Origin of the sequence: Delftia sp. 11MD (genome assembly GCF_050907895.1) — a bacterium.
Lineage (GTDB): Bacteria > Pseudomonadota > Gammaproteobacteria > Burkholderiales > Burkholderiaceae_C > Comamonas > Comamonas tsuruhatensis.
In genome coordinates, this window is the sequence record NZ_CP194333.1 from 3,940,284 (window position 1) to 3,962,566 (window position 22,283).

Here is a 22,283-nt window from a genome sequence, read left to right on the forward strand (position 1 = left end):
ACCTCTCAGAAACCACGCCCTTCCCGGGCGCGATAAACCTCCATGGTACCGATTTCCGCCGCCTTGTTGCCCCAGGCATTGCGCACATAGCTGGCCACGGCGGCCACCTGTGCGTCAGACAGCACATGGCCAAAGGGCGGCATGCCATGCGGCTGCGGCTGTTGCCGCGTGGACGGGGGATAGCCACCGTCCAGCAGCACCAGCAGCAGGTTGCGCGGCTCGGCCATGGTCACGGAAGCATTGCCGGCCAGCGCAGGAAACGCGCCCGGTGTTCCCTGGCCATGCGCACCATGGCAGACCGCGCACTGCCGTTCGTACACGGCCCGCCCCAAGGCCATCTGCCCAGGCTGCACAGCCTTGATGGCGCCGTGCCCGTCTGTGCCGGCAGCTGGGGCAGCAGCACCCCGCTCCTGCAGATAGGAAGCCAGCGCCTGCAGATCCTGTGGCTGCCAGTGCTGGGTGCTGCGCGCCACGACTTCGGCCATGGGGCCCAGTGCCGAGCCTGAAGGGCCGGACCCCGTCTGCAGCAACTGCACCCAGGCGGACTCCTGGCCGGCACGCACACCCGCCTCGCCGGGATCGAGCAGCGAAGGCGCATACCAGGACTGCCCTGCCACAAAGCCGCCGGACATGGCCTGGCCGGAGGCACCCAGGCCATTGCGCGGCGCATGGCAGGCCGCGCAATGGCCCAGCCCCTGGGCAAGATAGGCGCCGCGATTCCAGGCCGGGGCCTTCCCTGGCTGGTCCTGCCAATCCTTCGGCGAGAAGAACAGCGCCCGCCAGACGGCCAGCGACCCCTGCCAGCCATAGGGAAAGTCCAGCGCATGCGGCGGCGTCTGCGCGCGCACGGCGGGCAGGCTTTGAAGATAGGCGAACAAGGCGTCCGAATCGGCGCGCGTCACGCGGGTGTAGCTGTCATACGGGAAGGCGGGATACAGCAGGCGACCTTCGCGCGAGCGCCCGTTGTGCAGCGCACGCCAGAAGTCCTGCGCCGACCACAGTCCCAAGCCCGTCTCCTTGTCGGAGGTGAGATTGCTGGTGTACAGCGTGCCGAACGCGGTGGGCAAGCCCCGCCCGCCCGCATATTCGGCACCGCCCGCCGCCGTGTGACAGCCAGCGCAGTTGCCTACCCGCGCAAGGTAGGCGCCGCGCTCGACCAGGGCGGCCTGTGTTTCGGTCGATCCCGACCAGCCGCCGTGGCCATAGGCATGAACCCCCTGCTCCCCCCGCAGGTTGAGCCAGACCAGCAGCAGCCCCACCAGGACCAGGGCCAGGACCACAAGAGCCAGCAGGGGCCACCGCCCGCGTACGCTCGCGCTGGCCGGATTTTCCACTTGGACACTCATGGCCTGCCCTCCTGACCGCCCACAGCGGCCACCGCACCGCAGCGCAGCGGCAAGGAGCGCGCCAAGGCCTCGTGCCCTCCCGGCGTCGCCGATGCAGGCCGCGACGACAGCCATGCCGTGACGGCCACGACTTCCTGCGGCGTCAGCGCCTTGGCCACCTGGTCCATGCAATCGGGAGCGGCCGCCTGGCGCTGGCCCGAGCGCCAGGCGCCTATCTGGCTGTTGAGATAGTCGCGTGACAGGCCCAGCAGACCCGGGATATCGTCGCCCGCGCCCATGAGCCGCTGGCCATGGCAGGCAGCACAGGCGGGCAGGCCCCGCTGCGCGTCGCCCTGCAGCACCAGCTGCTCGCCACGCGCGAGGTCGGCGGGCGGCAGCTGCGCCGGCACGGGCGGCGCATAGGGCAGCTCAAGGCTTGCGAAATGCACGGCGATCTGGCGCAGATAGTCGTCCGACATGAATTCGATCAGCCGGTTCATTGCCGGATAGCTGCGGCGCCCCTGCTGGAAATTCTTGAGCTGGCGGTAAAGATAGCCCGCAGGCTTGCCCGCAATGCGAGGAAAGTAGCCGCTGGGTGTGGCCCGTCCCTCGGGACCATGGCAGGCCGTGCAGGCCAGTACCCTGGACGCCATGGAGCCCACATCGGGCAGAGGCGCACTGACCACGGCGGGGGGCAGGTCCGCCATCGGCACGCCCGGTGCCGGCTGGGCGGACTGCGCCATCACGCCGCATGCACAGGCCGCCAGCCATGCGCCCAGCAAGCTCCTTGCCCCCTTGACGCCTGAAAGCCCTGTCCCGTACCGCCATCGCCTGCCATGTGCCATGTCCGACGCCTCCTGTTGCGTCCTGCCGACGCGCGAATGTAGTAAGCCCGTCACAAGATGCCAGTCCAGCAGGAAAAGGCCCATCGGTTGAGACCCTGCCATGACCGGGCTATGCTGGCTTCTGGCTTGTCCAGAACATCGCCCGCAAGGGCTGGAGGACGGAAATTCATGGAATACAAGGACTACTACCGCATCCTGGCCGTGGACCGGCAGGCCAGTGCTGACGAGATCAAGAAGGCCTACCGCAAGCTGGCGCGCAAGTACCACCCGGACATCAGCAAGGAAGCGGATGCCTCGCAACGCATGGCCGAGATCAATGAAGCCAACGCCGTGCTGTCCGATCCCGAAAAGCGTGCCGCCTACGACGCGCTGGCCGATGCGCCCCGCCGCAACGCAGGCGCCGGCGGATTCCAGCCGCCACCGGACTGGGAAGGTCAGGACTTCCACTTTCGCAGCGGCGATGGCGCCATGCCGGACGGCGATGCGGATTTCAGCGAATTCTTCTCGCAGATGTTCGGCCAGGGCGCCCGCGCGCGCCATGCGGGCGGCGGGCAGCACCGACCTCCACCCGACCTGCGGGGGCAGGACCAGCACGCCAGCATCGAGCTGGACCTGCTGGACAGCTACCACGGCGCCCAGCGCAGCCTGCACCTGCGCAGCACGGTGCTGGATGAGGACGGGCGGCCGGTGGCGCGGGACAAGGAATTGCAGGTCAGCATTCCCAAGGGCGTGCGCGAAGGCCAGATGATCCGTCTGGCAGGCCAGGGCGGCCAGGGCCTAGGCAAGGGTCCGGCAGGCGACCTGCTGCTGCAGGTGCATCTGCGCCACGACCCGCGCTGGTGGGCCGAGGGCAAGGATGTCTACCAGCCCGTGTCCCTGGCTCCCTGGGAAGCCGCACTGGGCGGCCCGGTCCGCGTGGCCACCATTGCCGGTGAATTCGAGGTCAGCGTGCCCGCGGGCAGCCGCGCTGGCCGCAAGCTGCGCATCAAGGGCAAGGGCTTGCCAGCCGCCACGCCGGGCGACCTGTACCTGGTGCTGGGCATCGCCCTGCCCGAGCCCAAGACCGACGCCCAGCGCCAGGCCTATGCAGCACTGGCCCAGGCCTTCCCCTCGTTCGATGCCCGCCAGCACGGCACGGGCCAAGGAGCCTCGCGATGAGCACGCCGCTGTATCCCTTCTACGAACCTGCAGAACTGCTGGATGAAGGCGCACTGGATCTGCACGATCTCGCCCGCCACTGCCAGCGCAACACCGCCTGGGTGGTGGAGCGCGTGCAGACCGGGGTGCTGTACTGCGAGAACGAGCCGGCCGGCGACGCGGCCGACGCGCAGGCACAGTGGCGCTTCAGCGGCCACATGCTGGTGCGCGCGCGCCGCATAGCCCATCTGGAGCACAGCTTCGATGCCGACCCTCAACTGGCCGCGCTGACGGCGGACCTGATCGAGGAAGTGCAGATGCTGCGCCGCAAGCTCCAGGCACTGCAGCACTGAGCGCATTCGCCCCAAAAGCAAAAGCCCTCTTTCGAGGGCTCTTGCTTTCAGAACGCGGCCGCAGCAGGCATGCATGCGGCCCGCCGTGCTCAGCGGTGACGCTTGCCGGGGTTCTTCTTGGTATGGGTGTGGGCGCCACGGGCGCGGCTCACGCGCTGGCCACGGCCGGGCGTCGGCAGGGTGACGCCGTTGGGCAGGGGAGGCTGGGGAGTGAACTTGCGGTCGGCTTCGGTAACGATCTTGTTGCCCATGGCATTTCCTTCTTCAAAAAAATGAGAACGCGCAATTAGGCCATAGACCTGCAGGCCCGCGCATAAAAAAACACATGGCCTGCTCCGGCATAGGGAAAGTTCCTGCGTTGCGCAGCCCGCACAGCCGCAGTTCCGGCAGCGCCGGCCTACACCGCGGCCCGGCGTTCTGTCCTAAAGTAGGAGCACGCTGCCAAGCGCACATGATGCCCCTGGCATGCGCTCTGCCTGAACACGGAGTTCCGCACGATGTCACCCCGCCAACCACGCACAGAAGTCACCACCCCGTCCACACCCCGCCCTGCCTGGGTTCGGCCCGCGGCAGGCCTGGCTGGGCTTGCCGTCGGGGCCGCTGCAGCCGCCTTGCTTTGGAAGGGCCTGCGCAACCCGCCCATTCCTGCCACAGTGGAGCCCGTACGCGGCTGGGACATCCAGCGCTACATGGGCCGCTGGTACGAAGTGGCCCGCATAGACCACCGCTTCGAAAAAGGCCTGGAGCGCACCCAGGCCGAATACACGCCGCTTCCCGATGGAAGCGTGCATGTGCTGAACCGGGGCTACGACGCAGGCCGCCGGCGCTGGAAGTCCGCTGAAGGCAAGGCCCGCACGGTGCATGGCCCCGGCGTTGCGGCGCTCAAGGTCTCGTTCTTCGGACCGTTCTACGGCGGCTACAACGTGGTGGCCCTGGATGCCGACTACCGCTGGGCCATGGTGGTCGGCTCGGACCTGCGCTATTTCTGGATTCTTTCGCGCACCCCTGAACTGCCCGATGGCGTGGCAGCGCGCCTGCTGGCCCAGGCCCGGCTGCTGGGCGTGCCCGTGGACAAGGTGCAGTGGATTCTTCAGGACGGGGTCAATCCCACAGGCAGCTGGTAGCGGCCCGGCGGCAGGCCGGCGAACTCAGAACCCTTCGGGCATGCCGTCACCCGAAAAGCCAGCAGCCTCCACCAGCCGCTGGGTATAGGACTCACGCGGCGCGCCCAGCACCTGGGCCACGGGGCCGGATTCGACGATGGCACCATCCTTCATCACCACCACGTCATGGGCCATGGCGCGGATCACGTCCACATCGTGCGTGATGAGCAGATAGGCCAGGCCACGTTCGCGCTGCAGCCGCTGCAGCAGGCCCAGCACCTGCTGCTGAATGGTCACATCCAGCGCACTGGTAGGCTCGTCAAGCACCAGCACTTCAGGCTCCAGCACCAGGGCACGCGCAATGGCGATACGCTGGCGCTGGCCCCCGGAGAACTCATGCGGATAGCGATCGAGCAGACCGGGGAACTGCTCATCCGTCAGCCCGACGGCAGACAGCATGTCCACGACGCGGTCACGGCGCTGCCGCCCCGTGAGCGCCGGGGCGTGCACGCGCAGGCCCTCGCCAACGATCTGCTCCAGCGTCAGCCGTGGCGACAGCGATGAATACGGGTCCTGGAACACCACTTGCACCTTGCGCCGCAGCGCAAGATTGGCCGGCGAGTTGCGCGTGGCCGGCTGCCTCCAGGCCTGGCCAGCGATGCGCAGCTGGCCTTCATGCGGCAGCAGGCCCAGCACGGCCTGGGCCAGCGTGGACTTGCCCGAGCCCGACTCCCCGACCACACCCACGGTGCGCCCGGGCATCAGGTCCAGGTCGGCGGACTGCACGGCAACAAAACGCCCCTGGCCAAACCAGCCGCGCACGCCCGTCAACGGCACCGGGTAGCTGACCTTGAGGCCCTGCGCATGGACCAGCGGCTCGGGAGCCGCCCCCGGTGTACCGGCCTGCGCCTCGACCAGATCGCGGCGCGGCACACTGGCCAGCAGCTTGCGCGTGTAGGCATGGCGCGGAGCTGCCATGACCGCCGGCACCTCGCCCTGCTCCACCAGCTGCCCGCGCTCCATCACCGCCACGCGATCGGCAAAGCGCCGCACCAGGTGCAGGTCGTGGGTGATCATCAGCACAGCCATGCCGGTCTGGCGTTGCAGGTCATCGAGCAATTGCAGGATCTGTCCGCGCAGCGTGACGTCGAGCGCCGTGGTCGGCTCATCGGCCAGCAGCAGGCGCGGGCTGCTGGCCAGTGCCATGGCGATCATGGCGCGCTGACGCTGGCCGCCGCTGAGCTGATGCGGAAAGGCGCGGGCACGGCGCACGGGCTCGGCAATGCCCGTGGTCGCCAGCAGTTCGGCCGCCTGGGCCAGGGACTGCGCCCGCGTCAGCCCCTGCTTGAGGCGCAGCACCTCGCCCACCTGTTCGCCCACGGTCATCAGCGGATTGAGCGCCGTCATGGGCTCCTGGAAGATCATGGCCACGTCGCCGCCGCGCACGGCCCGCATCTCGCGCTCGGGCAGGCGCAGGAGGTCGCGGCCGTCGAAAAGCGCCTGCCCGCCCAGCTGGGCGTCACCGGCCAGCCGCAGCAGGGACAGCGCCGTGATGGTCTTGCCCGAACCGGACTCACCCACCAGCGCCAGCTTCTCACCGGCCGCCAGATCGAAGCTCACGCCGTGCACCACGTCCTTGCTGCCAAAGCGCACGCGCAGGTTGCGCACAGACAGCAGCGTCCGGCCGCGACCGGGGGCGGAAGGCATGTCCATTGCCGGCTGCTCTGCGTTCATGCGGCATCCTTCGCATCAACGGCCGGAGCTGCATCGGTGGCAGCGGCCTTGCGCGGGTCCAGGGCATCGCGCAGCGCATCGCCCATGAAGGTCAGCAGCAGCAGCGTCACCACCAGCACCGCAAAGGTGGACAGCGAGATCCACCAGGCATCGATGCTGTTCTTGCCCTGGCTCAGCAACTCGCCCAGGCTGGGCGTATCGGGCGGAACGCCCAGGCCCAGGAAATCAAGCGAAGTCAGCGCCAGGATGGCTGCACTCATGCGAAACGGCAAAAAGGTGACCACGGGCGTCATGCTGTTGGGCAGCAGATGGCGCCAGATCAGCGCGCCATTGCCCACGCCCAGCGCACGCGCCGACTTCACGTAGTCGAGCTGGCGGTTGCGCAGGAATTCGGCCCGCACATAGTCCGACAGCCCCATCCAGCCGAACAGCGACAGCAGCACCAGCAGCAGCGAGACGCTGGGCGCCAGCACCGCGCTGAAGATGATCAGCAGATACAGCTCGGGCATGGAGCCCCAGATCTCGATGAAGCGCTGAAACGCCAGATCGGTCCTGCCGCCGAAAAAGCCCTGGATGGCCCCCGTCACCACGCCCAGCACCACGCCGGAGGCCGTCAGCGCCAGCGCAAACAGCACGCTCACGCGAAAGCCGTAGATCAGTTGCGCCAGCAGATCGCGCCCGCGATCATCCGTGCCCAGCAGGTTCTCGCGCGAGGGCGGCGCCGGATTGGGCAAGCTCGCAAAGTAGTTGAGCGCCTGCGGTCCGTAGGGATTGAGCGTGTACAGCGCCCAGTTGCCACCCTGGCTCAGGCGATCCCGGATGTAGGGATCCAGATAGTCGGCCGCCGTCTCGAAGTCGCCGCCGAAGGTCTTCTCGGAATAATCGTTCCACAGCGGCCAGTAGGTCTGGCCTTCGTAGCGCACCACCAGGGGCCGGTCGTTGCTGATCAGCTCGGCGCCCAGGCTCAGCACCACCATCACGCAAAAAGCGACCAGGCTCCAATATCCCAGCCGATTGCGCCTGAACCGCAGCCAGGCCCGCCGCGCCGGCGAAACCGCCGCCGCCGCCAGCGGTGCAGCCGCCCCAGCCCCTGGCAGCCCCGTTCCAGAAACCACAACGGATTGCATTTCAGTGTCCATGTCGCTCCAGGAAACGAAGCCCGGCGCCACGCGCCGCCCGTCCGCCCCCCGCGATACAGGGCGCCGTGCATACCGGGCAAGCCGCGAAGCGGCTCGGAAGGTACCTAGTCAAACCGTACACGCGGATCCACCCACACATAACAAAGATCGCTGACCAGCTTGGTCACCAGGCCGATCAGCGTGAACAGGTACAGCGTGCCCAGCACCACGGGATAGTCGCGCCGTATCACGCTGTCATAGCTGAGCAGGCCCAGGCCGTCCAGCGAGAACAGCGTTTCTATCAGCAGCGAGCCCGTGAAGAAGGCACCGATGAAGGCGGCCGGAAAGCCGGTGACGATGGGAATCAGCGCATTGCGCAGCACATGCCGATAAAGCACCTGCCGCTCCGACAGGCCCTTGGCGCGGGCTGTCAGCACATATTGCTTGCGGATCTCTTCCAGAAAGGCATTCTTGGTGAGCATGGCGGTGATGGCGAAGCTGCCCGCCACCATGGCCGTGACCGGCAGCGCGATATGCCATAGATAGTCCACGATGCGCGCGCCCCAGGACAGCTCATCCCAGTTGGCCGAGGTCAGCCCGCGCAGCGGAAACCATTGCAGCTGCCCGCCGAAGATCACCAGCAGCGCCACGCCCAGCACAAAGCCCGGAATCGCATAGCCCACCAGGATCAGCAGCGTGGTGAAGAAGTCGAAACGCGAGCCGGCACGCACGGCCTTGGCAATGCCCAGGGGCACGGCCACGAGGTAGCTGATGAAAAAGGTCCACAGGCCCAGGCTGGCCGAGACCGGCAGCTTCTCCTTGATCAGCTGCCAGACATCCTTGTTCTGAAAGAAACTGCGCCCCAGATCGAACCGCGCGAACTGCCCGAGCATCTGGAAGAAGCGCTCATGGGCCGGCTTGTCAAACCCGTAGAGGGCCTTGATCTGCTCTATGCGCTGGGGGTCCACCCCCTGGTTGCCACGGTAGGCCAGGCCACCGCCTTCGCCGCCACGGCCCACGCTGGCCTTGGCTTCGGCAAGGTACTGCTCCACCGGGCCACCGGGCACGAACTGCACGACCACGAAAGTCAGCAGCAGCACGCCCAGCAGGGTCGGCACCATCAGCAGCAAGCGTTTGAGTATGTAGGCCCACATAAGAAGTCCTGCATTATGTCGATTGCCGGGGGGCACCCCGGCCCGGGAGCGTGCCCATCATGCAACGGATCGCAACGATGCGGCGGCAGCGCCCGCTCATGGAGGCGGCGCGGTCAGCACCGGCATGCGGGCCCACCAGGTATCCATGGCCCAGCTCTCGCCCTTCGCGTACGCGGGAACCACGGCGGGCCGCACCAGCCGCCAGGAGTCGTAGACCATGCGGTGCGTTCCCGCGCTCCACTGCGGAATCAGGTAGTGTCCATGCGCGATGACACGCTCCAGTGCGTGGCACGCGGGCAACAGCTGCGCCTCGGTCTTGGCCTCGGTCATGCGCCGGATCAAGGCATCGACGGCGGGATTCTTGACTCCGGGAAAATTGCCCGAGCCGTCCGTGTCCGCCGCCCGACTGCCGAACAGGTCGGCGAATTCCTGGCCCGGGTTGTTCGTGCCCTGGTAGGCAATGGAGATGATGTCGTAGTCGAACTTCTCCACGCGCTGCTGGTACAGCGCAAAGTCCGCCGAGCGAAAGCGCAGCCGTATGCCCAGCTTTTCCAGATTGCGTATCCAGGGCGAGACCTGGCGTATGCCCGACTCGCTGCTGTCCAGGTACTCCAGCTCCATGGCCTGGCCCCGCGCATTGCGCAGCACGCCATCCTGAATGGTCCAGCCGGCATCGGCCAGCAATTGCCGCGCCTGGCGCAGGTTGGCACGCAGCGAGTTGTTGCCATCGGTGCGCGGCGGCTCGGCCATGGGGCCGAAAGCCTCCGGCGGAATGCTCTTGCGCAGGGGCTCCATGAGCGCCAGCTCCTCTGGCGAGGGCTCGCCATGGGTCTCGCAGGCCGTGTTGCCGAACAGCCCGCGCACGCGCTGGTAGGAGCCGTAGAACATCTGCCGGTTCATCCATTCGTAGTCCAGGGCCAGGTCCAGCGCACGGCGAACGCGCACGTCCTGCAGCAAAGGGCGCCGGGTATTGAGCACATAGCTCTGGAACCCCGAGGGCAGCTTGTTGCTGAATTCGCCCTTGACCAGCTCGCCCCGGTCGAAGCGCTTGCCGTACAGGCGCCGCGCCCAGTCGCCAGCGCTGTAAAAACGCATCAGGTCGAACTCGCCGGCCTTCAGCGCTTCTAGCTTCGCCGTGTTGTCGCGGTAGATCTTGACGGAGATGCGGTCGAAATTGGCCGTGCCCACGCGCGCGGGCAGATCGCGCCCCCAGTAGTCCGGGTCGCGCACATAGGTGATGTCCTTGCCGAAGCGCACAGGTCCTATCCTGTAGGGTCCACTGCCGATGGGCGTATCCGTCACCACCTGGTCGAAGGGCTTGGGCTTGCCGTTTTCCATGCCCCAGTCGCGGCTGAAGACGGGAATGGCGCCCACAACCAGCGGCAGTTCCCGGTTCGGCTGCTTGAAGCGAAAGCGCACCGTGCGTTCATCCAGCACGTCGACCCCCGCCACATCGAAGAACAGCGATCGGTAGCCAGGCAATGCGTGCGGCCCCACCAGCGTGTCATAGCTGAACTTGACATCGGCAGCCAGCACGGGCTTGCCGTTGTGAAAGCGCGCTTGCGGCCGCAGCCGGAACGTGGCCGACAGGCCGTCGGGGGCAGCCTGCACATCCTCTGCCAGCAGTCCGTAGCCCGTGGCGGTCTCGTCCAGCGAGGGCCACAGCAGGGTGTCGAACATCAGTTCGGCCAGATAGGCCGGAGACGATCCTTTGATGGTGAACGGGTTGTACTTGTCAAAGGTGGAGATGCGCAGGTTGCTCACCAGGCGCAGCTCGCCGCCCTTGGGGGCCTTGGCGTTGACATAGTCGAAATGGCTGAAGCCCTCGGCATAGCGGGGCTCTCCCCACAGGGCATAGGCATGCGAGCCCCACGCCGGCACACACGCCGAGGCCAGCAGCAGCGAAGAAATCATCCAATGGCGCATGCGACAATTCTGCACCACGCAGCCAGCCGCCCGCTGGCAAACGCTGACGCGGGGCCCCGCCTTCGCCGCCAGCTGCTGCGCACTTCCACTCACTTCCTCTGGAGAACAACAATGGGCTTTCTCGCCGGTAAAAAACTGCTGATCACGGGCGTTCTGTCCAACCGCTCCATCGCCTACGGCATCGCCAAGGCCTGCCACGCACAGGGCGCGGAGCTGGCGTTCAGCTATGTGGGCGAGCGCTTCAAGGACCGCATCACCGAATTCGCTGCAGAATTCGACTCCAAGCTGATCTTTGACTGCGACGTGGCCGACGACGCCCAGATCGACAAGCTGTTCGCCGACCTGGGCGCCACCTGGGGCAAGTTCGACGGCTTCGTGCACAGCATCGGCTTCGCGCCGCGCGAGGCCATCGCCGGCAACTTCCTGGAAGGCCTGTCGCGCGAGGGCTTCAAGATCGCGCACGACATCAGCGCCTACAGCTTCCCCGCGATGGCCAAGGCGGCCCTGCCTTACCTCAACGACAAGTCCTCGCTGCTGACGCTGTCGTACCTGGGCGCGCTGCGCTCCATCCCCAACTACAACACCATGGGCCTGGCCAAGGCATCGCTGGAAGCCTCGGTGCGCTACCTGGCCGAGGCCGTGGGCCGCACGGCAGACGGCCGCGCCATCCGCGCCAACGGCATCTCGGCCGGTCCCATCAAGACGCTGGCCGCATCGGGCATCAAGGACTTCGGCAAGCTGCTGGGCCGCGTGGCCGATGCATCGCCGCTGCGCCGCAACGTGACCATCGAGGATGTGGGCAATGTGGCCGCCTTCCTGCTGTCCGACCTGGCCTCGGGCGTGACGGCCGAGATCACCTACGTGGACGGCGGCTTCAGCCAGACTGCAGGCCTGTCGGCCGACCAGGTCTAAGCGGCCACCGCCGCCCGACCGGCCCCGCAGGCATTGCCGCCTGCGGGGCTTTTTTTCGCCCGAAACCCACGACTGCGGGACCTGCCTGCACGCGCAAGGAAATACACATCGGCTTGACTGAGGTCATTTTTGTTTTGAATGAGAATGATTCTCATGAATAATACAATTCTCAGATCAATATCAAGGAATCTCTGAAACCCTCGGAGCCAGCAGAGATGCAAGCAACCCCTGACCTCAGCCTGCCCTCTCCCATTCCAGTCCCCATCGATGCTGCACTGCAGGCCTCGTCCCGGGTCTTCGACATCGCGGCAACGGCCCTGCCCTCGCGGCTGGCGCACTGACTGCAGGTCTCGCCCCCCACACGCCTTCGACGCACCGATTTCCCCCGTAGTCCCTGAAAGAAACCACATGAGCAACTACACCCTGCCTCCCCTGAACTACGCCTACGACGCGCTGGAGCCCCATATCGATGCGCAGACCATGGAGATCCACTACACCAAGCACCATCAGGCCTATGTGAACAACCTGAATGCCGCACTCAAGGACACGCCGCACGGCAGCCAGCCGGTGGAGCAGCTGATCGCCGACCTGTCCCTGCTGCCCGAAGGCGTGCGCGGCGCCGTGCGCAACAACGGCGGCGGCCATGCCAACCACAGCCTGTTCTGGACCGTGATGGCCCCGGCAGACCAGGGTGGCGGAGGCGCCCCCTCGGGCGAGCTGGCCCAGGCCATCGACAGGGAGCTGGGGGGCTTCGATGCCTTCAAGGCCGCCTTCACCCAGGCCGCGCTCACGCGCTTTGGCAGCGGCTGGGCGTGGCTCGTGGTGGGCAAGGACGGCAAGCTGGCCGTGGAAAGCAGCGGCAACCAGGACAGCCCGCTGATGGCCGGCATCGGCTCCGGAGCCACCCCCATCCTGGGCCTGGACGTGTGGGAACACGCCTACTACCTCAAGTACCAGAATCGCCGCCCCGAATACATCGCGGCGTTCTACAACGTAGTCAGCTGGGCCGAAGTGGCCCGCCGCTACGCCGCAGCCCGCGGCTGATCGGCCAAGCCTGCCCGCCAACGCCCCAACCCATTCCCGACCAGCATGGATCTGCCACAACGCTTCCGCTCCAAGACCAGCGTACGGTCCAACATCCGCCTGTGGATCGGCCTGGCCATCATGATGGCCGGCGCCTGGGCGCTCACCAGCCAGTTCTGGGCCTATGCCCAGAACCATCCGGTGGTCTTCCAGGCCCTGGCCGGCGGCTCGGCAGCCGCGCTGGCGACAGCCCTGGGCACCGTGCCCGTGATGCTGTCCCAGCGCCTGTCCGAGCGCACGCAGGACACCTTGTTCGGCTTTGGCGCCGGCGTCATGCTGGCGGCCTGCGCCTTCTCGCTGATCCTGCCGGGGCTGGAGGCGGTGCGTACGCAGGGCCTGTTTGGGGGCGGGGGCTGGGCGGCAGGCGCTGTCATCGGCACGGCAATCCTGCTGGGCGGCGCGGCGCTCATGCTCATGGACCGGCTGCTGCCGCACGAGCACTTCATCAAGGGCCGCGAAGGCCTGGACCCGCAAGGCGCGCGCAAGCTGCAGCGCACCTGGCTGTTCGTCTTTGCCATTGCCCTGCACAACCTGCCCGAAGGCCTGGCCATCGGCGTGGGCTATGCGGGCAACGACGGACTGCGCGCCAATGCGCTGGCCACAGGCATTGCCATCCAGGATGTGCCCGAGGGCCTGGTGGTCGCCGTGGCCCTGCTGGCTGCGGGCTACAAGCGCAGCTTTGCCGTGGCGCTGGGCATGGCATCGGGCCTGGTGGAGCCGCTGGGCGCCGTGCTGGGCGCAGTCATCGTCAGCGGCTCGGCCGCGCTGCTTCCCTGGGGCCTGGGCTTTGCAGCAGGCGCCATGCTCTTCGTGATCAGCCACGAGATCATTCCCGAGTCGCACCGCAAGGGCCACGAGGCCTTTGCCACGGGCGGCCTCATGCTGGGCTTTGTGCTGATGATGGTGCTGGACACGGCGCTGGGCTGAGTCCGCGCACCGCGTACGCCTGGCTCAGGGCAGCAAGAGCCCCAGCTCCCGCGCCGCCGCCAGCACATGGCGGGCGTGGCGCTCCTCGTAGCGGTGGGCTGGCATGGTCAGTGTCAGTGCCGCTGCCAACTCTCCATCGCGCTTGAAGACCGGGGCAGAAATCCCGGCGATCTCCCGGTGCCTGTCTCCCACCATGGCGCAGTAGCCATCGGCGCGCACGCGGGCCAGCTGCGTGCGGCTGCCGCCGCGCGATGCGGCGTACAGCTCGGCATCGAACGCGGACAGCACCCGCCCGCCCGCACCCTGCCCCAGCGGCAGCAGATCGCCGGTGCGCGCATGGTCGCGCACGGGATGGGGCGAATCCACGCGGTACAGGCACAGCCGGTCCTGCCCCTGGCGCACGTGGTAGGCCGCACTCTCGCCCGTGGCCTGCACCAGGGTACGCAGCACGGGCATGACCACGCTGTCCAGCGAGAAATGCCGGGCATACACGGTGTTCAGCCGTGCCACGGCCGGGCCCACGGCATAGCGGCCATCATCCAGGCGCAACACCCAGCCGCCATGTTCGAGCGAAGCCAGCAGCCGCAGCACGGTGCTCTTGTACAGGCGCGTGCGTTCCGACAGCTGGGCCAGCGTCAGCCCGTCATCTCCGTCGCGAAAGGCGGCCAGCAGGCTCAAGGCCCGGTCCACCGCAGCCACTCCGCCCGGCGCGGCGTTCTCGTCGGCTACCGATTCCGTCACTGATTTGCGAGGCATAAAAAGGCACCCAAGGGAAAACCCCAGGCACGCAGGCTTGACGATGGCGCGTGCAGCAGGGAATATTTCAATAGAGAGAATCAAGTTCTATCTATTAGAACGACTCAAGCAACCGATGTCAACAGGCGAATCCTGCGGTCATCGCCACCCACCACCGGATGTCCCTGCCCATGTCCTCCCACCGTTTTGACGTACTCATCAGCGAAGTCGGCCCGCGCGATGGCCTGCAGTCCGTGGCCTCCACCATGTCCACAGCGCACAAGCTGGCGTGGATCGACGCCCTGGCCCATGCGGGCCTGCAGGAGATCGAGGTCGGCTCCTTCGTCTCGCCCAAGCTGCTGCCCCAGATGGCCGACGCGGCCGAGGTGGTCGCCCACGCCATCACGCTGCCCGGCGTCACCGTGATGGCCCTGGTCCCCAATCTGCGCGGCGCCGAGGCTGCGCTGCGCGCCGGCGTCCACAAGGTCACCCTGCCCGTATCGGCCAGCCCCGCGCACTCCATGGCCAATGTGCGCAGGACCCCCATGCAAATGGTGGACGAGGTGCGGGCCATTGCCGCGCTGCGCGACGAGATCGCACCGCAGGCCCTGATCGAGGCGGGCATCTCCACGGCCTTCGGCTGCACGCTGCAGGGCCTGGTGCCCGAGGACGAAGTGATTGCACTGGCCCTGGCCTGCGTGGCGGCGGGCGCCGACGAATCGGGCCTGTCCGACACCACGGGCATGGCCAACCCGGCCCAGGTGCGGCGCCTGTTCACACGGCTGCGGGCCGAGCTGGGCGAACATGCAGGCGCGGCCCACATGCACAATACGCGCGGCTTGGGCCTGGCCAACTGCCTGGCCGCCTACGAGGCTGGCGCGCGCACCTTCGATGCCTCGCTGGCCGGCCTGGGTGGCTGCCCGTACGCGCCGGGCGCCTCGGGCAACGTGGTCACCGAAGACCTGGTCTTCATGTTCGAGGCCATGGGCATCCGCACCGGCGTGGACATCGATCGCCTGATCGCCGCCCGCCAGCCGCTGGCCGCAGGCCTGCCCGGCGAGGAGCTGCACGGCATGACGCCGCTGGCCGGACTGCCCAAGGGCTTTGCGCCCCACCCCTACGCACCGGCCTGAGCCGCGGCGACAACCCACACATTCATTCACCGTTTTTCCATGAGCCAACCCACTACCCCCGAGACGGCCGCAGGCCAGACCGCGCCCCTGCCCTATGCGGGCATTCGCGTCATCGAGTTCACCCACATGGTCATGGGCCCGTCCTGCGGCATGATGCTGGCCGACCTGGGCGCCGAAGTCATCAAGGTCGAGCCCGTGGGCCACGGCCGCGACGGCGATGCCACGCGCAAGCTGCTGGGTTCGGGCTCGGGCTTTTTCCCGCTGTTCAACCGCAACAAGAAGAGCGTGACGCTGGACCTGCAGACCGAGGAAGGCAAGCAGGCCGCGCTGCGCCTGATCGCCACGGCCGACGTGGTCTGCGAGAACTTCAAGCCCGGCACCATGCGCAAGCTGGGGCTGGACTACGACAGCCTCAAGGACCGCTTCGAGCGCCTCATCTACGTGAGCCACAAGGGCTTTCTGCCCGGCCCCTACGAGCACCGCACGGCGCTGGACGAGGTGGTGCAGATGATGGGCGGCCTGGCCTACATGACGGGCCGCCCCGGCGACCCGCTGCGCGCCGGTGCCAGCGTCAACGACATCATGGGCGGCATGTTCGGCGCCATGGGCGCGATGGCTGCCCTGGCCCAGCGCGAGAAGACCGGGCGCGGCCAGGAAGTGCAAAGCGCGCTGTTCGAGAACAACATCTTCCTGGTCGCCCAGCACATGATGCAGTTCGCCGTCACCGGCAAGCCGGCCGCGCCCATGCCGGCACGCATCTCGGCCTGGGCCATCTACGACGTGTTCGAGGTCCAGGGCGGCGAGCAGATCTTCCTGGCCGTGGTCAGCGACGGCGCCTGGCGCCTGTTCTGCGATGCCTTCGGCCTGGGCGAGCTGCGCGACGATCCGCGCCTTGGCAGCAACAACGACCGCGTGCTGGCGCGCAGCTGGCTGATGCCGCTGCTGCGCGAGAAGATGGCCCCGCACAGCGCCGCCCACATTGCCGAGGTCTTCGAGAAGAACGGCCTGCCCTTCGCCCCCATCGCACGCCCGCAGGACCTGCTGCAAGACCCGCACCTGAACGCCACGGGCGCGCTGGCCCCCATCACCCTGCCCGATGGCCGCGAGACCAAGACCGTGCTGCTGCCCTTCACGCTGGACGGCAAGCGCCTGGATGTGCGCCTGTCGCCCCCGCGCCTGGGCGAGCACAGCCTGGAGATCCTCACCGCACTGGGCTACAGCAGCGAGCAGGCCCTGGCCCTGGCCCAGGGCGAGGCCACCGACAGCCACGCCAAGGCCTCCCATTGATGCCAGGCTGAGCCACTGAAGCCGCCGCCGTCCACCCGACGCGCGGCGCCCCTGCAACCTTGCACCCCATCCACCCCACACCGGACGACGCTTGCCCCGCGCCCGGCGGGGAGGCCTTTTCCCCAAAATTCCCGGAGACAACACCATGCCCGCCATCCACCGCAACCCGGCCGCCCAAAACCGGACACAGACACTGACCCAGGCCCGCCCTTGTTCCGCCCCGCGCCGCCAGTTGCTGCTGTGCGCCCTGCCCGCATTGGCTGCCGCCCTGCTCCCGCTGGCGGCCCAGGCCCAGCCCGGCAACTGGCCCTCGCGCGCCGTGCGCATGGTCGTGCCCTACACGCCGGGCGGCGGCACGGACGCGGTCGCGCGCCAGATCAGCGAGCGCGTGGGCACGCTGAACCAATGGACCGTGGTGGTGGACAACAAGCCCGGCGCGGGCGGCAACATCGGGCTGGATGCGGTGGCCAAGTCCGCGCCGGATGGCTATACCTTCGGCATGGGCCAGACCGCCAACCTCGCCATCAACCCCGCCCTGCTGCCCAGCATGCCCTTCAACCCGCGCACCGACCTGATCCCCGTGGCCCTGGTCGCCGCCCAGCCCACGGTGCTGGTCGTGCCGCAGGACTCGCCATGGAAATCGGTGCAGGACCTGGTCAAGGACGCCAAGGCCGACCCGGGCGGCATCCGCCAGGGACTGGCATCGACGGGCACGGTGGGCCACCTGGCCGGCGAGATGCTGGCCTTCAAGGCCGGCATCCAGGTGCTCAACGTGCCCTACAAGGGCGCAGCGCCGGCCGTGACCGACCTGCTGGGCAAGCAGACGCACTACATGTTCGGCACGCCCCAGGCCGTCTATCCGCTGCTCAAGGGCGGCAAGCTGCGCGCCCTGGCCGTGACCTCGGCCAGGCGCCTGCCCATCCTGCCGGAGGTACCCACGGTGGCCGAGTCGGGCTATGCAGGCTTCGAGGCCGTGGACTGGAAGCTGATCGTCGCGCCCAAGGGCACGCCGGCCGCCATCGTGCAGAAGATGAATACCGCCGTGAACGCGGCCCTGCAGCAGCCCGCCGTGCAGCAGCAACTGCAGGCCGAGGGCAGCACGGCCCTGGGCGGCAGCATGCAGGACGCGGCCCGGTACCTGCTCAAGGAGCAGACGGACTGGGCCGCGCTGATCCGCGATGCCAGGATCCGCCTGGAGTGAGCGGCAAACAGCGGGCAAGAAAAAAGGCGCGGCGCCCCTTGCGGGCACCGCGCCTTTTTGACGGGCCGTCGTCAGCCGGCCAGCCGATCAGATCGTGCGGCCGAAGGGGCCATCATCGCCCACCTGCACCATCTTGCGGCCACGCGCCGGCTTGGCAGCCGTGCCGACTTCCGGCGCCGACCCGGCCTTGCGGGCCGCTGCGGGGCGCTTGGCCGGCGCCTTGACGGCAGCAGCCTTCACGGCCTTTTTGGCAGCGGGCTTTGCCGCAGCCTTGGCAGCCGGCTTGGCCGCCGCCTTGGCCGCTGCGGATTTTCCGGCCGCAGACTTGCCGGCAGCCGGCGCCTTGCGGGCAGGAGCGGCCTGGGCCACGCAGTCGGCGTAGTAGCGCACCTCGCCGTCCGCGTCCTCCAGCTCCACCAGGCCGTGGATGTCGGTCTCGAAGCCAGGGCACTCCTTGGCGAACTCACGCGCGAACAGCAGGTAATCCACGATCTTGCGGTTGAACACCTCGCCGGGGATCAGCAGCGGAATGCCGGGCGGGTACGGCGTGACCAGGCCCACGGTGATGCGGCCTTCCAGGTGGTCGATCTCCACGCGCTCGGTCTTGCGGTGCGCGATGTGGGCGTAGGCATCGCTGGGCTTCATCGCGGGCTTGAGGTCCGACAGATACATCTCGGTCGTCAGGCGGGCGATGTCGTACTTGGCGTACAGCTCGTGCACGTGCTGGCACAGGTCGCGCAGGCCCATGCGCTCGTAGCGGCGGTGCTGCTGGCAGAACTCGGGCAGGATGCGTGCCAGCGGCTGGTTGCGGTCGTAGTCGTCCTTGAACTGCTGCAGCGCCGTCAGCATGGTGTTCCAGCGGCCCTTGGTGATGCCGATGGTGAACATGATGAAGAACGAGTACAGGCCCGTCTTCTCCACCACCACGCCGTGCTCGGCCAGGTACTTGGTCACGATGGAGGCCGGGATGCCCGTGTCCGAGAAATCGCCGTCCAGGTCCAGGCCCGGCGTCACGATGGTGGACTTGATCGGGTCCAGCATGTTGAAGCCGTCGGCCAGCTCGCCAAAGCCGTGCCAGTTGTCGAACTCCTTGCCGTTCTTGGCCTTGGAGCGCTTGGGCGCCGCGTCCTGGCCGCGGATGATCCAGTCCTGGGCCGAGCCGACGCCTTCATCGGCCAGTTTCTCGGGACCCCAGACCTCGAACCACCAGTCGTCGTCGCCGAACTCGTCTTCGACCTTGCGCATGGCACGGCGGAAGTCCAGCGCCTCCAGAATCGACTCTTCCACCAGGGCCGTGCCGCCGGGCGGCTCCATCATCGCGGCGGCCACGTCGCAGCTGGCGATGATGCTGTACTGGGGGCTGGTAGAGGTGTGCATCAGGTACGCCTCGTTGAACAGGTGGTGGTCCAGCTTTTCGGTCTGGCTGTCCTGCACCAGCACATGCGATGCCTGGCTGATGCCGGCCAGCAGCTTGTGGATGGACTGCGTGGCATACACCACCGAGTGCTTGGGGCGCGCGCGCTTCTTGCCCATGGCGTGGTAGCTGCCATAGAACGGGTGGAAGGCAGCGTGCGGCAGCCAGGCCTCATCGAAGTGCAGGTTGGCCACATAGCCGTCAAGCATGCTCTTGATGGTCTCGGTGTTGTAGAGCACGCCGTCGTAGGTGGACTGCGTCAGCGTCAGCACGCGGGGCTTGACCGTCTTGGCATCCACGCCCTTGAGCAGCGGATTGGCCGCGATCTTGGCCTGGATGGACTCCACCGAGAACTCGCTTTGCGGGATCGGGCCGATGATGCCGAAGTGGTTGCGCGTGGGCTTGAGGAACACCGGAATCGCACCCGTCATGATGATGGAGTGCAGGATGGACTTGTGGCAGTTGCGGTCCACCACGACCACGTCGCCGGGCGCCACGGCGTGGTGCCAGACGATCTTGTTCGACGTGGACGTGCCGTTGGTCACGAAGTAGCAGTGATCGGCATTGAAGATGCGCGCGGCATTGCGCTCGCTCTCGCCGATGGCGCCGTTGTGGTCCAGCAATTGGCCCAGTTCCTCCACCGCGTTGCACACGTCGGCGCGCAGCATGTTCTCGCCGTAGAACTGGTGGTACATCTGGCCCACGGGGCTCTTGAGGAAGGCCACGCCGCCCGAGTGTCCGGGGCAGTGCCAGCTGTAGGAGCCGTCTTCCGCATAGTCCAGCAGCGCCTTGAAGAACGGCGGCTGCACGCCTTCCAGGTAGCTCTTGGCCTCGCGGATGATGTGCTTGGCCACGAACTCCGGCGTGTCCTCGAACATGTGGATGAAGCCGTGCAGCTCGCGCAGGATGTCGTTGGGCAGGTGGCGGCTGGTCTTGGTCTCGCCGTAGATGTAGATCGGCACATCGGCGTTCTTGCGGCGCACTTCGCCGATGAAGCTGCGCAGGCTGTGGATCACGGGATCGCTTTCGCCACCCAGCGAGAACTCCTCGTCATCGATGGACAGGATGAAGGCACTGGCCCGGCTTTGCTGCTGCGCGAACTGCGACAGGTCGCCGTAGCTGGTCACCCCCAGCACCTCGAAACCTTCTTGCTCGATGGCCTGTGCCAGGGCGCGGATGCCCAGGCCCGAGGTGTTCTCGGAACGGTAGTCCTCGTCGATGATGACGATGGGAAAGCGAAACTTCATGGGGGCAGCCTCCGTAACCTGAGCGGGCCTAAAAAACGAAACAGGCGCGAAGTGTAAGGAATATCCTTATTGCGCCTTTGAAGCGTGCGGCTTTTCACCCAGAATGTGGTGCACTAAACACAAGCAACCGTCATAAACAGGGAGTCTGGGAATGGAATATTCCACCATCTGGTGGCTCGTCGCCGGCGCATTGGTCATCGCCGAATTGCTGACCGGCAGCTTCTATCTGCTGATGCTGGCACTGGGCGCCATCGTCGGTGCGCTGTGCGCCCACATGGGCCTGGCGCCCATTGCCCAGCTCGTCATTGCCGCCGTGCTCGGCAGCGCCTTCGTACTGGCCTGCTACCTGGTGCGCCGGCGCCTGCCCAGCCGCCAGCCCGCCTCCAGCAACCGCGACGTCAACCTCGATGTCGGCGAATCCGTCATGGTCGAGCAATGGAACTCCGACGGCACGGCCCAGGTCCGCTACCGCGGCGCCCAATGGACCGTGATCAGCCGTCCGGGCAACCTGCCCTCTGCCGGCATGCACCGCGTGGCCGAGGTCGTCGGCAACCGGCTGCTGGTGGACAAACTCTGATTGCCCATCCCCACGCCCGCGCTTCACGGCGCGGGCATCTGCATCGGGCATAGTGGCAGGCACCATCCGCCAGCCGTCCCGCCGCCCTCTTGTTTCACCGAATGCCCCTCCGGGGCCTGGAGACACCATGGAAATCGCCATCGTCATTCTGGTCATCGCGGCCATCTTCATCGCACGGTCCATCAAGGTCGTGCCCCAGCAGCACGCCTGGGTCAAGGAACGCCTCGGCAAGTACGCCGGCACGCTCACGCCCGGCCTGAACTTCCTCGTGCCCTTCGTGGACCGCGTGGCCTACAAGCACAGCCTCAAGGAAATCCCGCTGGACGTGCCCAGCCAGGTCTGCATCACGCGCGACAACACCCAGCTGCAGGTGGATGGCATCCTCTACTTCCAGGTCACCGATCCCATGCGCGCCAGCTACGGCTCGTCCAACTACATCATGGCCGTCACCCAGCTGGCCCAGACCTCGCTGCGTTCCGTGATCGGCAAGCTCGAACTGGACAAGACCTTCGAGGAGCGCGACATGATCAACGCCCAGGTGGTCTCCGCCATCGACGAGGCCGCGCTCAACTGGGGCGTGAAGGTGCTGCGCTATGAAATCAAGGACCTGACGCCGCCGGCCGAAATCCTGCGCTCCATGCAGGCCCAGATCACGGCCGAGCGCGAAAAGCGCGCCCTGATCGCAGCCTCCGAAGGCCGCCGCCAGGAACAGATCAACATCGCCACGGGCGAGCGCGAAGCCTTCATCGCCCGCTCCGAAGGCGAGAAGCAGGCCGTCATCAACAAGGCCCAGGGCGAGGCCGAGTCCATCAAGGCGGTCGCAGACGCCACGGCCCAGGCCATCGAACGCGTGGCCAACGCCATCCGCCAGCCCGGTGGCGAGCAGGCCGTGCAGCTCAAGGTCGCCGAAAAGGCCGTCGAGGCCTATGGCCAGGTTGCCTCTGACGCCACCACCACGCTGATCGTGCCCAGCAACATGACCGAAGTCTCCAGCCTGATCACCTCGGCCATGAAGATGATCCAGACCGGCCAGCGCACCAGCTGAGAGCCGCCGCCACGCCATGAACAACGG

The 22,283-nt window shown here is 67.2% G+C and carries 21 protein-coding genes; 12 read left to right on the top strand and 9 right to left on the bottom strand.

Annotation, left to right across the window (positions count from 1 at the left end):
- Positions 1-5: 5 nt before the first annotated feature.
- Together ACRSCF_RS17795 and ACRSCF_RS17800 are read right to left on the bottom strand one after the other, a co-directional pair.
- Positions 6-1,346: a c-type cytochrome gene (locus ACRSCF_RS17795; RefSeq protein WP_203399584.1), complete on the bottom strand. Its 1,341-nt coding sequence runs from the start codon at positions 1,344-1,346 to the stop codon at positions 6-8.
- A complete protein-coding gene (locus ACRSCF_RS17800; RefSeq protein ID WP_016452385.1) occupies positions 1,343-2,170 on the bottom strand; it encodes a c-type cytochrome in 828 nt (275 codons plus the stop codon). Before ACRSCF_RS17800 ends, ACRSCF_RS17795 begins: the two co-directional genes overlap by 4 nt.
- Before the next feature lie 168 nt (positions 2,171-2,338).
- Here ACRSCF_RS17800 and ACRSCF_RS17805 point away from each other — a divergent pair, with 168 nt between their 5' ends.
- Complete coding sequence (locus tag ACRSCF_RS17805) at positions 2,339-3,328, top strand: DnaJ C-terminal domain-containing protein (protein WP_244386305.1); 990 nt, start codon at positions 2,339-2,341, stop codon at positions 3,326-3,328.
- Positions 3,325-3,660, top strand: coding sequence for a MerR family transcriptional regulator (locus ACRSCF_RS17810; RefSeq protein WP_034364349.1), 336 nt, complete (start codon positions 3,325-3,327; stop codon positions 3,658-3,660). Before ACRSCF_RS17805 ends, ACRSCF_RS17810 begins: the two co-directional genes overlap by 4 nt.
- An 89-nt stretch (positions 3,661-3,749) precedes the next feature.
- Here ACRSCF_RS17810 and ACRSCF_RS17815 read toward each other — a convergent pair whose 3' ends face one another.
- Positions 3,750-3,911, bottom strand: coding sequence for a hypothetical protein (locus ACRSCF_RS17815; RefSeq protein ID WP_012204826.1), 162 nt, complete (start codon positions 3,909-3,911; stop codon positions 3,750-3,752).
- Positions 3,912-4,157: 246 nt separating this feature from the next.
- Between ACRSCF_RS17815 and ACRSCF_RS17820 the strand changes: the two genes are divergently transcribed.
- Positions 4,158-4,784: a lipocalin family protein gene (locus tag ACRSCF_RS17820; protein WP_016448892.1), complete on the top strand. Its 627-nt coding sequence runs from the start codon at positions 4,158-4,160 to the stop codon at positions 4,782-4,784.
- 24 nt (positions 4,785-4,808) lie between these two features.
- On the opposite strand, the gene ACRSCF_RS17825 is transcribed toward ACRSCF_RS17820, so the two are convergent.
- The 4 genes from ACRSCF_RS17825 to ACRSCF_RS17840 all read right to left on the bottom strand — a co-directional run bounded on the left by ACRSCF_RS17825 (position 4,809) and on the right by ACRSCF_RS17840 (position 10,695).
- Positions 4,809-6,497, bottom strand: coding sequence for an ABC transporter ATP-binding protein (locus ACRSCF_RS17825; protein ID WP_046240372.1), 1,689 nt, complete (start codon positions 6,495-6,497; stop codon positions 4,809-4,811).
- Positions 6,494-7,624, bottom strand: a complete 1,131-nt coding sequence (locus tag ACRSCF_RS17830; protein WP_235434632.1) for an ABC transporter permease — start codon at positions 7,622-7,624, stop codon at positions 6,494-6,496. The genes ACRSCF_RS17825 and ACRSCF_RS17830 overlap by 4 nt, the downstream gene beginning before the upstream one ends.
- Before the next feature lie 116 nt (positions 7,625-7,740).
- Entirely contained in the window at positions 7,741-8,769 is a 1,029-nt protein-coding gene (locus tag ACRSCF_RS17835; protein WP_016448895.1) for a microcin C ABC transporter permease YejB, read from the bottom strand.
- A 96-nt stretch (positions 8,770-8,865) separates the two neighbouring features.
- Positions 8,866-10,695 carry an extracellular solute-binding protein gene (locus ACRSCF_RS17840; protein WP_034348785.1) on the bottom strand — a complete coding sequence of 610 codons (1,830 nt, stop codon included), beginning with the start codon at positions 10,693-10,695 and terminating at the stop codon, positions 8,866-8,868.
- Positions 10,696-10,806: 111 nt separating this feature from the next.
- Between ACRSCF_RS17840 and fabI the strand changes: the two genes are divergently transcribed.
- The 4 genes from fabI to ACRSCF_RS17860 all read left to right on the top strand — a co-directional run bounded on the left by fabI (position 10,807) and on the right by ACRSCF_RS17860 (position 13,617).
- Positions 10,807-11,607, top strand: a complete 801-nt coding sequence (gene fabI, locus ACRSCF_RS17845) for an enoyl-ACP reductase FabI (RefSeq protein WP_016448897.1) — start codon at positions 10,807-10,809, stop codon at positions 11,605-11,607.
- Positions 11,608-11,822: 215 nt separating this feature from the next.
- Positions 11,823-11,948: a hypothetical protein gene (locus ACRSCF_RS17850; RefSeq protein WP_279613667.1), complete on the top strand. Its 126-nt coding sequence runs from the start codon at positions 11,823-11,825 to the stop codon at positions 11,946-11,948.
- A 67-nt stretch (positions 11,949-12,015) separates the two neighbouring features.
- On the top strand, positions 12,016-12,651 hold the full coding sequence (locus ACRSCF_RS17855; RefSeq protein ID WP_043790189.1) for a superoxide dismutase: 636 nt from the start codon (positions 12,016-12,018) through the stop codon (positions 12,649-12,651).
- A gap of 45 nt (positions 12,652-12,696) precedes the next feature.
- Positions 12,697-13,617 (top strand): ZIP family metal transporter, encoded by a 921-nt coding sequence (locus tag ACRSCF_RS17860; protein WP_016448900.1) that lies wholly within the window; start codon positions 12,697-12,699, stop codon positions 13,615-13,617.
- A gap of 24 nt (positions 13,618-13,641) precedes the next feature.
- Here the strand turns inward: ACRSCF_RS17860 and ACRSCF_RS17865 are convergent, their stop codons facing one another.
- On the bottom strand, positions 13,642-14,373 hold the full coding sequence (locus tag ACRSCF_RS17865; RefSeq protein ID WP_034364346.1) for an IclR family transcriptional regulator: 732 nt from the start codon (positions 14,371-14,373) through the stop codon (positions 13,642-13,644).
- A 158-nt stretch (positions 14,374-14,531) separates the two neighbouring features.
- Here ACRSCF_RS17865 and ACRSCF_RS17870 point away from each other — a divergent pair, with 158 nt between their 5' ends.
- From ACRSCF_RS17870 to ACRSCF_RS17880, 3 genes are all read left to right on the top strand, one after another.
- Positions 14,532-15,485 carry a hydroxymethylglutaryl-CoA lyase gene (locus ACRSCF_RS17870; RefSeq protein WP_244386307.1) on the top strand — a complete coding sequence of 318 codons (954 nt, stop codon included), beginning with the start codon at positions 14,532-14,534 and terminating at the stop codon, positions 15,483-15,485.
- Between the two features lie 39 nt (positions 15,486-15,524).
- Complete coding sequence (locus tag ACRSCF_RS17875; RefSeq protein ID WP_034364341.1) at positions 15,525-16,772, top strand: CaiB/BaiF CoA transferase family protein; 1,248 nt, start codon at positions 15,525-15,527, stop codon at positions 16,770-16,772.
- A 145-nt stretch (positions 16,773-16,917) separates the two neighbouring features.
- A complete protein-coding gene (locus ACRSCF_RS17880) occupies positions 16,918-17,973 on the top strand; it encodes a Bug family tripartite tricarboxylate transporter substrate binding protein (protein WP_034364339.1) in 1,056 nt (351 codons plus the stop codon).
- Positions 17,974-18,060: 87 nt separating this feature from the next.
- Here the strand turns inward: ACRSCF_RS17880 and ACRSCF_RS17885 are convergent, their stop codons facing one another.
- Positions 18,061-20,634, bottom strand: coding sequence for an arginine/lysine/ornithine decarboxylase (locus ACRSCF_RS17885; RefSeq protein WP_203399587.1), 2,574 nt, complete (start codon positions 20,632-20,634; stop codon positions 18,061-18,063).
- 151 nt (positions 20,635-20,785) lie between these two features.
- Between ACRSCF_RS17885 and ACRSCF_RS17890 the strand changes: the two genes are divergently transcribed.
- Positions 20,786-21,211, top strand: coding sequence for an NfeD family protein (locus tag ACRSCF_RS17890; RefSeq protein WP_016448906.1), 426 nt, complete (start codon positions 20,786-20,788; stop codon positions 21,209-21,211).
- A gap of 127 nt (positions 21,212-21,338) precedes the next feature.
- Positions 21,339-22,256, top strand: coding sequence for an SPFH domain-containing protein (locus ACRSCF_RS17895; protein ID WP_016448907.1), 918 nt, complete (start codon positions 21,339-21,341; stop codon positions 22,254-22,256).
- Positions 22,257-22,283 lie beyond the last annotated feature (27 nt).

Coding starts and splice junctions, on each gene's coding strand:
- ACRSCF_RS17855 (WP_043790189.1), top strand. CDS start 12,016: ATGAGCAACTACACCCTGCCTCCCCTGAACTACGCCTACGACGCGCTG.
- ACRSCF_RS17805 (WP_244386305.1), top strand. CDS start 2,339: ATGGAATACAAGGACTACTACCGCATCCTGGCCGTGGACCGGCAGGCC.
- fabI (WP_016448897.1), top strand. CDS start 10,807: ATGGGCTTTCTCGCCGGTAAAAAACTGCTGATCACGGGCGTTCTGTCC.
- ACRSCF_RS17795 (WP_203399584.1), bottom strand. CDS start 1,346: ATGAGTGTCCAAGTGGAAAATCCGGCCAGCGCGAGCGTACGCGGGCGG.
- ACRSCF_RS17800 (WP_016452385.1), bottom strand. CDS start 2,170: ATGGCACATGGCAGGCGATGGCGGTACGGGACAGGGCTTTCAGGCGTC.
- ACRSCF_RS17890 (WP_016448906.1), top strand. CDS start 20,786: ATGGAATATTCCACCATCTGGTGGCTCGTCGCCGGCGCATTGGTCATC.
- ACRSCF_RS17875 (WP_034364341.1), top strand. CDS start 15,525: ATGAGCCAACCCACTACCCCCGAGACGGCCGCAGGCCAGACCGCGCCC.
- ACRSCF_RS17870 (WP_244386307.1), top strand. CDS start 14,532: ATGTCCCTGCCCATGTCCTCCCACCGTTTTGACGTACTCATCAGCGAA.
- ACRSCF_RS17835 (WP_016448895.1), bottom strand. CDS start 8,769: ATGTGGGCCTACATACTCAAACGCTTGCTGCTGATGGTGCCGACCCTG.
- ACRSCF_RS17820 (WP_016448892.1), top strand. CDS start 4,158: ATGTCACCCCGCCAACCACGCACAGAAGTCACCACCCCGTCCACACCC.
- ACRSCF_RS17840 (WP_034348785.1), bottom strand. CDS start 10,695: ATGCGCCATTGGATGATTTCTTCGCTGCTGCTGGCCTCGGCGTGTGTG.
- ACRSCF_RS17830 (WP_235434632.1), bottom strand. CDS start 7,624: ATGCAATCCGTTGTGGTTTCTGGAACGGGGCTGCCAGGGGCTGGGGCG.
- ACRSCF_RS17865 (WP_034364346.1), bottom strand. CDS start 14,373: ATGCCTCGCAAATCAGTGACGGAATCGGTAGCCGACGAGAACGCCGCG.
- ACRSCF_RS17880 (WP_034364339.1), top strand. CDS start 16,918: ATGCCCGCCATCCACCGCAACCCGGCCGCCCAAAACCGGACACAGACA.
- ACRSCF_RS17810 (WP_034364349.1), top strand. CDS start 3,325: ATGAGCACGCCGCTGTATCCCTTCTACGAACCTGCAGAACTGCTGGAT.
- ACRSCF_RS17850 (WP_279613667.1), top strand. CDS start 11,823: ATGCAAGCAACCCCTGACCTCAGCCTGCCCTCTCCCATTCCAGTCCCC.
- ACRSCF_RS17825 (WP_046240372.1), bottom strand. CDS start 6,497: ATGAACGCAGAGCAGCCGGCAATGGACATGCCTTCCGCCCCCGGTCGC.
- ACRSCF_RS17860 (WP_016448900.1), top strand. CDS start 12,697: ATGGATCTGCCACAACGCTTCCGCTCCAAGACCAGCGTACGGTCCAAC.
- ACRSCF_RS17815 (WP_012204826.1), bottom strand. CDS start 3,911: ATGGGCAACAAGATCGTTACCGAAGCCGACCGCAAGTTCACTCCCCAG.
- ACRSCF_RS17885 (WP_203399587.1), bottom strand. CDS start 20,634: ATGAAGTTTCGCTTTCCCATCGTCATCATCGACGAGGACTACCGTTCC.
- ACRSCF_RS17895 (WP_016448907.1), top strand. CDS start 21,339: ATGGAAATCGCCATCGTCATTCTGGTCATCGCGGCCATCTTCATCGCA.